Raw genomic sequence first — 10,467 nt, 5'->3', positions numbered from 1 at the left:
TTAAGCGCGGCGAAGAATGATTCGGCCATCGCGTTGTCGTAGCAAATGCCGGTGCGGCCGACGGACTGCCGCAGCCTCAGTTTCTTCAGAATTGCGGCGAAGTCACCGGAGGTGTAGTCGCTGCCGCGGTCGGAATGGAAAATGGCGCCGTCGTCGGTCGGGTGGTTGCGCACGGCCATGGTGATCGCTGATTCGATCAGGGTGGTCTTGTAGTGGTCGGCCATGGCCCAGCCGACGATTTCGCGGGTGTGGCAGTCGATGACGGTGGCCAGGTACAGCCATCCCTGCCAGGTCGGAATGTAGGTGATGTCGCCGACCATCTTCTGCCCAGGCGCCTCGGCGGTGAAGTCACGGCCGACGAGGTCCGGCAGACGCCGGTCCTGGCCGTCGTTGTCGGTCAGGCTGTGCCGCCAGGGCCGGGGCTGGCAGGGCACAAGGCCCATCTCGCGCATCAGGGACCGCACCAACTCCGGGCCGCAGGTGACACCCCACGCGGCCAGGTCGGCGTGCACCCGTCGGTACCCGTAGGTGCCGTCGGACTCCTCAAAGGACACGATGATGAGGTGTTTCAGCTCCTCCCGCCGGCGGGCGGTCGCTGATTCTGGCCGGTCACGCCATTCGTAATAGCCGGATCGGGACACGCCGAGCCACGCACACATCGCGGCAATTGACGGCCTCGCCGTAAGAATGTTCTGGATGGAATCGTGCGCGTACTCGGCGTCGATGAACTCGAACGTTTCACTCACCGATGATCCTTGGCGAAGTACGCAGCGGCTTTTTTCAGGAACTCGTTCTCCATACGCAGTTCCCGCGCTTCACGCTCCAACTGCCGCAGTCTTTCCCGCTCGCTGATGTTCAGCGCCGGCTCGTCACCGGCGTGGTCCCGGCGGTACGCCGCGACCCAGTTCCCGAGCGTTCCTTCCCCGATCCCGAGTTCCCGGGCGACCTGAGCGATCGGACGAGACGTCTCGATCACCATCTTCACCGCTTCCTCATGGAACTCAGGAGAGAAATTCCTCTTCGCGCGTGGCAATAGTCTTCCTTCCAGACAGGGCAATTCTACTTTGGGGTCCCTGTCCGGAGAACCCGTGGCACCTCAGACGGCCTTGAAGGACGTGATGACCTCGCGCAGGAGCCCGCCTTGTCCAGGGCGAGGATCTCCTTCTTGAAGTCGAAGTACTGGAACACGTCGACGTCGGGCGAAAACCGGTCAATGTAGTCGGCCAGGTTGTCCGCCAGCCCATCGGCGTCAGCCAGCAGATTGGCGAAGGAGTAGTTCGAGGTGTTGTAGAACGGCCTGCCGGTCGCCTTCTTGACCTCGATCTTGAGCCGGTTCGGGTTAGCGTACTTCGCCGCCAGCGCGCGCACCGCCTCCCGGTCGGGCTCAAGGATGCAGTCGAGGCGTCGCAGGATCAGGCCCGGGCCCTGCTCAACACGGTCCGGCCGCGTGGTCTGGTCGGGAGCACCCGCCGCCGGCTCGCGTCCGAGCTGATCACCGAACTGGTCCAGGTCGACAAGAAGATCAAGGCCGCGAACAAGGAACTGACCGAGCTCGTCGAGACCACCGGCAGCAGCCTGCAGGACCTCAACGGCATCGGCCCCTCCGGCGCCGCCCGCCTGATCGGCGACATCGGCGACATCAGCCGATTCGCCACCCGCGGGCACCTCGCGTCCTGGAACGGCACCGCACCCCTGGACGCGTCGTCCGGTGACCAGCGGCGCCACCGCCTGTCCCGGGCCGGGAACCGGCGCATCAACCGTGCCTTGCACATCATGGCCGTCGTCCAGCTACGCCACGACACCGAAGGCCGTGCCCACTACCGGCGCAAACTCGCCGCCGGCAAAACACCGATGGAGGCCATGCGCGCACTCAAGCGACGGTTGTCCGACATCGTCTACAAGCAAATGATCAAAGACGCCAAGAAAGCCGAGACGGGCCCGGGAGGACACGTGGGGGCGACTCTTCAATCCAGCGCGGCTGACCCGAACCCCAGGGTCAACACTTCGGAACAGTCACTTCCCGGACCCGCCGAACCCCAGCCTAGAACACCACTCCTCGCCGCCTCTTGATGGCATGAAGGAGCGGGGCCTCGGAAAACGGTCGTCGCCGGGCCGGGACCATCCGGTTGCGGTCGTCTTGGCGCTCGCTGCGGCGACGGCGGCGGGATGAGGCGCCTTGGATGCGCCGGTGCCCCCAGCCGGGAGTCTCCCGGGCCAGGCGCAGCACCAGGTCACGGATCTCGTCGCTGACCCGTGGCCGTCCCTGCTGGTTCGGATAGGTCCAGCGTCGGCGGACCAGTCGGCGATGCCAGGCCAACAGAGTCGCCGGGGTGACGAAGCGGTGCTTCCACAGTTCTCGTGGCAGGGCCCGGACCAGCGCGGACAACACCGCGCGTTCCGGCCACGACAGCCGCGGCCGGCCGATCTGGCGTCGCAGTACAGCAACCTCGTGGCGCAGCACCAGCAGTTCCGCGACCATCGCGGCCTCGCTCCGCGTGGCCTGCCGCAGCCAGCCGAACACGCGCACCGCGCTCAAGTACAGCAACCGAACCAACACGCCCCCCATCCTGTGCCAGGGACGCGAAACATCAGCTCACACCAGGTGCGATGAGTTTTGGCACGGTACACGGCGTGGCCGGTCAGGCGCAGCAGCGTCTTGCGGGTGATGGCGAGTTCGGCCAGCTCGGTCCCGGCCGCGGTGAGCTGCTCGGTGAGCGTGGCGATCTGTTCACGGAGCCGTTCGGCCGTCATGCCGGCGGCGGTCTCGCCTTCGGTGAGCAGGTCCAGCACCGAGGGCCGGGTCACCGCTGGTGGTCTGGGTCGCGCCAGGACGCGGTAGTGGTGCCGGTCAGCCGGCGGATCAGGTTCGCTGTGGACGCCCACCAGGTGCGAGTCACCGCCGAGGCGGGTCGGCTCTTGCGCTTGACCGGCACGAACCCGGCCGCCATGTCGCTGCGTTGACCTGCTCGACGTCGATACCGCGCACGGCGCCGTGGATCGCGACGTCGTCTCTAAACCCGGCGTCCACCCATGCCTTTGGTCACCGAAGGGGTGTGCGCGAGGACGGAGTCCAGCAGTCGCACGCCGATCGCGTTGTCCGTGACCGACGCGTCAAGCCAAGCCCACAATGGGCATAAGCAACCGAACCACCCTCTCACGGGACCGGTCCACGTCCCGGACGATCAACAGCTGGGTGAGCACCATGCCGCCCTCCGGCCGGAAGTGGTCCGGTGCTTCCTGGGTCATCGACGCCTCCTTGTCCGGTCGTCGGGGTACCCGGCGACGGCGCGGGCACACCTGCTGCCGGGTCACCTGGTCCGGTGAGTGCGCTCGGCACGTACCGGCGGCACGCACTTACGGCCGCCTGGTGGGACGGGTTAGACCAGTGTGACCGCTTGCCGCAGCGGGTTCCGAGCAGGCCCTGAAGGGGGTTGAGTACCGTGCCGACCGATCGCCCCAGTTCCCGGATCGACCGCGCCGAGGCGGTCGCGGACGCGATCCTGTACGAGGGCTACCTGCTCTATCCCTATCGGCGCTCATCGGGAAAGAACCGGGTCCGCTGGCAGTTCGGGGTCCTGGTGCCCCCGACCTGGGCGGCGGCGCACGGCCTGGTCGACAGCGGCGTGGCCGGCTCCGCGGAGTCGCCGTGGCAGCAGACCGAGTGCCTGCTGGAAGCGCCAGACCCGGCGAACGTCCGAATCCGGCTGCGGTTCCTGCACCTGCAACGCAAGCTGACCGAGCAGCGGACGGCCGGCGGGTACCGGCCGGTCGACCGGATCGAGGCCGGTGGCCGCACGGAGCTCAGCTTCGACGAGGCGGTGCCGCGGGAGTTCGACATCGAGGCGTCGGTGGGTGACCTGCGGCGGGGCCGCCGGCTGGACGTCCGGCTACCGGGTGGGGAGGACGTCGAGCCGCTGGTCGACGGCCGGAGCGAGCCGGTCGGGCGGGTGGTGCGCCGGCGCTGGCCGTTGTCCGCGTCGGTCACCGTCTCCGCCGCCCCGGCCGAAGCGCCGTTCCCCCTGCTGCGGCTCGCGATACGCGTCGAGAACACGGACGGGACCATCCCGCCGGACAGCCCGCGGGACGAGACGTTGCGCCACTGCCTGCTGGCGACCCACACGCTGGCCACGGTCAGCCGGGGGCGGTTCCTGTCCCTGCTCGACCCGCCGGAGTGGGCGGCGTGCGCAGCCCGGGAGTGCCGCAACGTGCACACGTTCCCGGTGCTCGCAGGCGAACCTGGCAGCGCCGACGTGCTGCTCTCGTCGCCCATCATCCTCTACGACCACCCGCAGATCGCGCCGGAGAGCCCGGGTGACTTGCACGACGCGGCCGAGATCGACGAGATCCTCTCGTTGCGGACGCTCACGCTCTCCGACGCCGAGAAGCGGGAGGCGCGGGCCACCGATCCCCGGGCCGCCGCGATCGTCGACCGGGTCGAGGCCATGCCGCCCGCGGTGTTCGAACGGTTGCACGGCGCCATCCGGGCCCTGGCGCCCGTACGCCGGGGTGGCGATGCCGCCCCCGACCCGGAACGGCCATGGTGGGAGCCCGGCGCCGATGACGGGATCGCGCCGGAGACCGAGACGGTGCTGGTCGCGGGCGCTCTGCTGGCGCGGGGCAGCCGGGTCCGGTTACGGCCCCGCCGGCGGGGCACGGACGCCCACGACATGTTCCTGGAGGGCCGTACCGCCCGTGTGGAGCAGGTGCTGCTCGACGTGGACGGGTCACGATTCCTGGCCGTGACGGTGGACGACGACCCGGGCGCGGAGCTGCACCAGTGGTACGGGCGGCTGCGTCACTTCCGTCCCGAGGAGGTCGAGCCGTTGACCGGAGAGGTGGCGACCCCGTGAGCGGCGCCGTGAGCAGCCCCGACGGCGGGCGGATCCTGGTCGCCGGCATCGGCAACATCTTCCTCGGCGACGACGCGTTCGGCGTCGAGGTCGTCCGGCGGCTGCGGGACGCGGTCCTCCCACCGGGGGTGGATGTGTCCGATTACGGCATCCGGGGGATACACCTGGCCTACGATTTGCTGGACGGCCGCCACGACGTGCTGGTCCTGGTGGACGCGTTGCCGCTGGACGAACCGCCCGGGACGTTGGCCGTACTCCAGGTGGACCTCGACGATCCGGGCTGGACGCTACGGCCGGCCGACGTGCTGGACGCGCCGGCCGCCGACGCGCACGGCATGGATCCCGAGTCGGTGCTGCACCTGCTGCGCGGCCTGGGCGGGAGCGTCGACCGGGTCCTCGTGGTGGGTTGCCGTCCCGCGGTCCTCGACGAGCGCATGGGACTGTCGGCTCCGGTGTCCGCCGCGCTCGACGAGGCGGTCCGGACGGTGACGGGGATCGTACGGGAGGAAGCCGCGCGGCTGGGGCGCGGCGACGGGCCGGCACCAGGCACGCCCGCAGACGGCAGCGAACGGGGGGTGAGCACGCATGCATGAAACAGGTCTGTCCGAGGCGATCGTGGCGGCGGCGGTACGGCGGGCCGCCGGCCGCCGGGTCACCGGGCTGCGGGTGCGGATCGGTGGCCATCCGGTCGACCGCGACGTCGTCACGCAGGGCATCCAGCTGGCCGCGGCCGGCACGGTCGCCGCGGACACCGCCGTCGACCTGGTGCTCGAACCGATGACGGTGGCCTGCCACGGCTGCGGCCGCAGCGGGCCGGTCGACGACCACCTCGCGATGGTGTCCTGCCCGCAGTGCGGGGGCGTCGACATCGACGTCACCGGCAGCGACGACGTCGTACTGGAATCGATCACGGTGGACAGCGCCGGACGGGGGGCGGTCTGATGGACGCTACGGAGTTGCTCCGGCACGACCACCGCGTGGTGGAACAGCTGTTTCGGGACTATCAGGCAGCGGAATCGGACGCGCAGCGCCGCGGCGTCGTGGAGATCCTCATTCGCGAGCTGTCGAAGCACGCCGCACTCGAGGAAGTTCTCTTCTACCCGTTCGCCGCGAAGGTCCTGGCTGACGGCCAGGTCGACCGGCACCTCTCCGGGCACCGGCCGATCAAGGAGTTGCTCCTCGAGCTGGACCGCTGCCGGACCGGCGATCACGCGCAGGACGAGCTGATGGAGCGGCTGGCGTCCGCCGTCGCACGGCATGTGCAGGACGACGAGAACGAGCTCATGCCGCAGCTGAGCGTCCGGGCCGACGAGCAGGCCCTCCGCGAGCTGGGCCAGGAGATTGACCACGGCAAGCAGCGGGCCCCGACGCGCCCGCACCCGCACGCGCCGGACAAGCCGCCGGCGCTGGCCCTCGCGGTGCCGGTGGCGGCCATCTACGACCGGCTGCGGGATCGGATCCAAGGGAGGCCACGCACATGACACAGGGCGTACGCGACACCGCGGTGATCCCGCAGGAGAACGGGTTCGACGAGGTCACCATCCTCTGGATCTCCGAGGGCATGAGTTGTGACGGCGACTCCGTGTCGATGACGGCCTCCGCTCAGCCGGCGATCGAGGACGTCGTTCTCGGGCTCGTTCCCGGTCTGCCGAAGGTCAACCTGCACAACAAGGTGTTGTCGCCGACCGCCGGCGGCGAGGAGTTCCTGGCGCCATACCGGAAGGCGGCCCGTGGGGAGATGCGCGAGCCGTTCATCCTCGTGATCGAGGGCTCGATCCCGAACGAGAACATCAACGGCGACGGGTACTGGACCTCGTTCGGCAATGACGAGCACACCGGTGAGCCGCTGACCTTGAACTGGTGGCTCGACCAGCTGGCGCCGAAGGCGTGGGCGGTGGTCGCGGCCGGCACGTGCGCGACGTACGGCGGCATCCACGCCATGGCGGGCAACCCGACGGGGTGCATGGGCCTGGCCGACTATCTCGGGTGGGACTTCCGGTCGCAGGGCGGTTTGCCGATCGTCAACGTGCCCGGCTGCCCGATCCAGCCGGAGAACTTCATGGAGACCCTGACCTGGGTGCTCTACCACGCCGCTGGCTCGGCCCCGCCCCCGCCGCTGGACCACATGCTGCGGCCGCAGTGGCTGTTCGGCAAGACCGTGCACGAGGGCTGCGACCGGGCCGCCTACTACGAGCAGGCCGACTTCGCCAAGGACTACAACTCGCCCAAGTGCCAGGTGAAGATCGGCTGCTGGGGGCCGGTCATCAACTGCAACGTCCCGAAGCGCGGCTGGATGGGCGGCGTGGGTGGCTGCCCCAACGTCGGCGGCATCTGCATCGGCTGCACCATGCCGGGCTTCCCCGACAAGTTCATGCCGTTCATGGACATGCCTCCCGGTGGCAGCCTTTCCACGCTGATGATCAAGCCGTACGGCGCCCTGATCCGCCGCCTGCGCAGCATCACCAACGCGACCGCCAACAAGGAACCGAAGTGGCACCACAACGGTCCGGAACTCACCAGCGGCTACAACCCCCGGTGGCGCCCGTACGCTCCAGCAGATCCCCGTCGACAGGCGGCAATGGAAAGGAACAAGTCGTGACCGCGACGGAACCGAAGCCGGCCGTTGGCCAGAAACCCGGCGAACTGGTGGAGATGGCGTGGGATCCGATCACCCGGATCATCGGCAACCTCGGCGTCTACACGAAGATCGACTTCGCGAACCGCGTGGTCGCCGAATGCCACACCACGTCGTCGCTGTTCCGCGGCTACTCGGTGTTCATGAAGGGGAAGGATCCGCGGGACGCCGGCTTCATCACCAGCCGGATCTGCGGCATCTGCGGCGACAACCACACGACCTGCTCGGTGTACGCGCAGAACATGGCGTACGGCATCAAAACCCCGCCGCTGGCCGAGTGGATCATCAATCTCGGCGAGGCCGCCGAGTACATGTTCGACCACACCCTCTTCCAGGACAATCTCGTCTTCGTCGACTTCTGCGAGGCGATGGTCAAGCAGACCAACCCGAGCGTGCTCGCCCTGGCCGAAAAGACCGCGGCACCGGGCCGGGACATCCACGGCTACCGGACGATCGCCGACATCATGCGGGCCTACAACCCGTTCGAAGGCGAGGTCTACAAGGAAGCGCTTAAGGTCAGCCGGACGACCCGGGAGATGTTCTGCCTCATGGAGGGCCGGCACGTCCACCCGTCGACGGTCTATCCCGGCGGCGTCGGCACGATGCCCCAGCCGTCGCTGTTCACCGACTACCTGAGCCGGCTGATCAGCATCCTGGACTTCGTCAAGAAGGCCGTCGCCATGAACGACGACATCTTCGACTTCTGGTACGAGGCGCTGCCGGGCTACGAGGAGGTCGGCCGCCGCCGAGTCCTGCTCGGCTGCGGGGGCTCGTTCCAGAACCCCGACGTCGTCGACTACCGCTACGAGACCATGACGAACTGGGGACGAGCCATGCACGTCACGCCCGGCATCGTCGTCGACGGCAAGCTGCTCACCACGGACCTGGTCGACATCAACCTCGGCATTCGGATCCTGCTCGGCAGCTCCTACTACAAGGACTGGGCGGGCCAGGAGGATCCGTTCGTCAAGTACGACCCGCTCGGCAACCCGGTCGACATCCGCCACCCCTGGAACCAGACCACCCTCCCGGATCCCGGCAAGCGCGACTTCAGCGACAAGTACAGCTGGGTGATGAGCCCCCGCTGGTTCGACAAGAGCAGCGGGGAGCACCTCGCCCTGGACACCGGCGGCGGTTGCTTCGCCCGGCTGTACACCACGGCGCTGGCGAAGATGGTCGACACCCCGTACGTCAAGTCGACAGGGAACAGCGTGCTGATCTCGCTGCCGAAGAGCCAGCAGCTGCCCGAGATGACGCTGGAGTGGAAGATCCCGAAATGGTCGAACGCCCTGGAGCGGGACCGCTCGCGGGCCTACTTCATCGCGTACGCCGCGGCGATGTCGCTGTACTTCCTGGAGCGGGCAATGGAGCGGATGCGCGCCGGCGACATGCGGGTCTTCACCGAGTTCGAGGTGCCGGACGAGGCCATCGGCTGCGGCTTCCACGAGGCCGTCCGGGGCATCCTGTCGCACCACATCGTGATCCGCGACCGCAAGATCGCCAACTACCAACCGTACCCGCCGACACCGTGGAACGGCAGTCCCCGCGACAGCTACGGCACCCCCGGGCCTTACGAGGACGCGATCCAGAACACGCCCATCTTCGAGGAGAACGGCCCGGACAACTTCAAGGGCGTCGACATCATGCGGGCGGTGCGCAGCTTCGATCCCTGCCTGCCGTGCGGGGTGCACATGTACGTCGGCGGCGGCAAGACCCTCAAGAAGATCCACTCGCCGATGTTCGGCGCGTCGCATGGCTGAGCCGCCGGACGTCCCGCGGCTCGACGACGCCGCCGTCGAGCCGCGGCTGGCCCGCCTGGACGCCGTGCTCGCCCAGCTCGAGCAGACCCCCGGCCGCACCGCCGAGCTGGCGCTGAACGCCGTCGAGGTGCTGACCGAGGTGTACGGCGAGGCGCTGGCCCGGGTCACCGACCTCGCCGCCGACGACCCTCGCGCGCTCGACCGGCTGACCGGCGACGAGCTGCTGCGGCACCTGCTGCTGTTGCACCGCGTCCATCCGGATCCGCTGGACCGGCGGGTGGCCCGTGCGGTGGACGACCTTCGGCCGCAGCTGCAGGCGCAGGGTGCCGAGATCGCGCTGATCGGTGTCCAGGACGAGGTGGCGCGGATCAGCCTGTCCGCGAGGTCGTGCGGCGGTGGCGGCACCGTCCTGCGGGACCTGGTGCAGCAGCAGGTGCTGACGTTCGCGCCGGAGCTGTCCGCCGTCGACGTGGTAGCACCCGCGCCGGCTCCGCCGCTGATCCCGGTCACCAGTCTGTGGCAACGGCCGGACCGGCCCGAGGTGGCGACGATGCGCGAGGCGGGGCGCGTTGCGGGGCCGGTGGCGCTGGGTGGCCCGGCATGACGGCAAGCGCGCTGCAGCGGGCGATCCGCCGCGCCGGGGAGCGCGCGGCCGCGGTCGAGCGCTGCGGCGTGTGCGCCGAGCCGGTCGGCCCCGAGCACCGGCACGTCTGGGACGAGCAGGACGGGGAGCTGATGTGCGCCTGCACGCCGTGCTCCCTGCTGTTCGACCGCGAGGCGGCCGGCGGCGGCCGGTACCAGCTCGTCCCCACCGAGGGCAGACGGTTGACCCGGCTGTCCGCCGACGAGCTCGGCGTGCCCGTCGGCCTGGTGTTCTTCGTGAAGCAGCGGGACGGCCGGGTGCTCGGGCACTTCCCGAGCCCGCTCGGCACGACCGAGTCGGAGATCGATGCCGGCGCCTGGCGGGCCATCGAGGCACGATCACCCGCGCTGGCCGAACTCGCGCCACGGGTCGAGGCGTTCCTGGTGTGGACGGGCACGCCGCGCGGCGGCGGCCAGCAGTGGGTGGTGCCGGTCGACGACTGCTTCCGGCTCGTGGCGCTCATCCGCCGGCACTGGACGGGCATGTCCGGGGGAAGCGCGGTGTGGCGGGAAATCGCGGGGTTCTTCGACGATCTCGGGCGGCGGCACGGTGGGCCGTCCGGCGACAACTGATGGAGGG

The 10,467-nt window shown here is 69.2% G+C and carries 15 protein-coding genes and 1 pseudogene; 9 read left to right on the top strand and 7 right to left on the bottom strand.

Features of this window, described 5'->3' with window-relative positions:
- The 3 genes from ACWD6N_RS27720 to ACWD6N_RS27710 form a co-directional block, all read right to left on the bottom strand.
- The coding region (locus tag ACWD6N_RS27720; RefSeq protein ID WP_450005269.1) for an IS3 family transposase at positions 1 to 746 on the bottom strand (746 nt) is incomplete at its 3' end.
- The gene (locus ACWD6N_RS27715) at positions 743 to 1,033 is read right to left on the bottom strand and encodes a transposase (RefSeq protein WP_450005268.1); all 291 of its coding nucleotides are present in this window, start codon (positions 1,031 to 1,033) and stop codon (positions 743 to 745) included. The genes ACWD6N_RS27720 and ACWD6N_RS27715, both read right to left, overlap by 4 nt.
- Positions 1,034 to 1,059: 26 nt before the next feature.
- Positions 1,060 to 1,725, bottom strand: a complete 666-nt coding sequence (locus ACWD6N_RS27710) for a type I restriction-modification system subunit M N-terminal domain-containing protein (protein ID WP_450005267.1) — start codon at positions 1,723 to 1,725, stop codon at positions 1,060 to 1,062.
- Between ACWD6N_RS27710 and ACWD6N_RS27705 the strand changes: the two genes are divergently transcribed.
- On the top strand, positions 1,618 to 2,070 hold the full coding sequence (locus ACWD6N_RS27705; RefSeq protein WP_450005271.1) for a transposase: 453 nt from the start codon (positions 1,618 to 1,620) through the stop codon (positions 2,068 to 2,070). The genes ACWD6N_RS27710 and ACWD6N_RS27705 overlap by 108 nt on opposite strands.
- Here the strand turns inward: ACWD6N_RS27705 and ACWD6N_RS27700 are convergent.
- The 4 genes and pseudogenes from ACWD6N_RS27700 to ACWD6N_RS27685 all read right to left on the bottom strand — a co-directional run bounded on the left by ACWD6N_RS27700 (position 2,042) and on the right by ACWD6N_RS27685 (position 3,246).
- On the bottom strand, positions 2,042 to 2,557 hold the full coding sequence (locus ACWD6N_RS27700; protein ID WP_449939243.1) for a hypothetical protein: 516 nt from the start codon (positions 2,555 to 2,557) through the stop codon (positions 2,042 to 2,044). The two genes, ACWD6N_RS27705 and ACWD6N_RS27700, sit on opposite strands and share 29 nt — an antisense overlap.
- Positions 2,533 to 2,790, bottom strand: a complete 258-nt coding sequence (locus ACWD6N_RS27695) for a hypothetical protein (protein ID WP_354967856.1) — start codon at positions 2,788 to 2,790, stop codon at positions 2,533 to 2,535. The genes ACWD6N_RS27700 and ACWD6N_RS27695 overlap by 25 nt, the downstream gene beginning before the upstream one ends.
- Before the next feature lie 11 nt (positions 2,791 to 2,801).
- Positions 2,802 to 3,110: pseudogene (locus ACWD6N_RS27690) on the bottom strand (IS5 family transposase); the annotation flags it as partial.
- Between the two features lies 1 nt (position 3,111).
- Positions 3,112 to 3,246: a hypothetical protein gene (locus ACWD6N_RS27685; protein ID WP_354967855.1), complete on the bottom strand. Its 135-nt coding sequence runs from the start codon at positions 3,244 to 3,246 to the stop codon at positions 3,112 to 3,114.
- 194 nt (positions 3,247 to 3,440) lie between these two features.
- Here ACWD6N_RS27685 and ACWD6N_RS27680 point away from each other — a divergent pair, with 194 nt between their 5' ends.
- Genes ACWD6N_RS27680 through ACWD6N_RS27645 form a run of 8 tightly spaced genes read left to right on the top strand, consistent with a single transcriptional unit; the run spans position 3,441 to position 10,460 of the window.
- Complete coding sequence (locus tag ACWD6N_RS27680) at positions 3,441 to 4,850, top strand: hypothetical protein (protein WP_450005266.1); 1,410 nt, start codon at positions 3,441 to 3,443, stop codon at positions 4,848 to 4,850.
- Complete coding sequence (locus ACWD6N_RS27675) at positions 4,847 to 5,443, top strand: hydrogenase maturation protease (RefSeq protein ID WP_450005265.1); 597 nt, start codon at positions 4,847 to 4,849, stop codon at positions 5,441 to 5,443. The genes ACWD6N_RS27680 and ACWD6N_RS27675 overlap by 4 nt, the downstream gene beginning before the upstream one ends.
- The gene (locus ACWD6N_RS27670; RefSeq protein WP_354967852.1) at positions 5,436 to 5,792 is read left to right on the top strand and encodes a hydrogenase maturation nickel metallochaperone HypA; all 357 of its coding nucleotides are present in this window, start codon (positions 5,436 to 5,438) and stop codon (positions 5,790 to 5,792) included. Before ACWD6N_RS27675 ends, ACWD6N_RS27670 begins: the two co-directional genes overlap by 8 nt.
- The gene (locus ACWD6N_RS27665) at positions 5,792 to 6,331 is read left to right on the top strand and encodes a hemerythrin domain-containing protein (RefSeq protein WP_354967851.1); all 540 of its coding nucleotides are present in this window, start codon (positions 5,792 to 5,794) and stop codon (positions 6,329 to 6,331) included. Before ACWD6N_RS27670 ends, ACWD6N_RS27665 begins: the two co-directional genes overlap by 1 nt.
- On the top strand, positions 6,328 to 7,449 hold the full coding sequence (locus ACWD6N_RS27660; protein WP_387329363.1) for an NADH-quinone oxidoreductase subunit B family protein: 1,122 nt from the start codon (positions 6,328 to 6,330) through the stop codon (positions 7,447 to 7,449). The genes ACWD6N_RS27665 and ACWD6N_RS27660 overlap by 4 nt, the downstream gene beginning before the upstream one ends.
- Positions 7,446 to 9,245 carry a nickel-dependent hydrogenase large subunit gene (locus ACWD6N_RS27655; protein ID WP_449939231.1) on the top strand — a complete coding sequence of 600 codons (1,800 nt, stop codon included), beginning with the start codon at positions 7,446 to 7,448 and terminating at the stop codon, positions 9,243 to 9,245. Before ACWD6N_RS27660 ends, ACWD6N_RS27655 begins: the two co-directional genes overlap by 4 nt.
- Positions 9,238 to 9,849, top strand: a complete 612-nt coding sequence (locus ACWD6N_RS27650; RefSeq protein WP_449939229.1) for a hypothetical protein — start codon at positions 9,238 to 9,240, stop codon at positions 9,847 to 9,849. The genes ACWD6N_RS27655 and ACWD6N_RS27650 overlap by 8 nt, the downstream gene beginning before the upstream one ends.
- Positions 9,846 to 10,460: a DUF5947 family protein gene (locus ACWD6N_RS27645; RefSeq protein ID WP_449939226.1), complete on the top strand. Its 615-nt coding sequence runs from the start codon at positions 9,846 to 9,848 to the stop codon at positions 10,458 to 10,460. The genes ACWD6N_RS27650 and ACWD6N_RS27645 overlap by 4 nt, the downstream gene beginning before the upstream one ends.
- Positions 10,461 to 10,467: the final 7 nt, after the last annotated feature.

The sequence above is a fragment of the Micromonospora sp. NPDC005163 genome, assembly GCF_053599835.1.
Note: the sequence above shows the minus strand (reverse complement) of the source record. Positions and strands in the feature narration are given on the sequence as shown.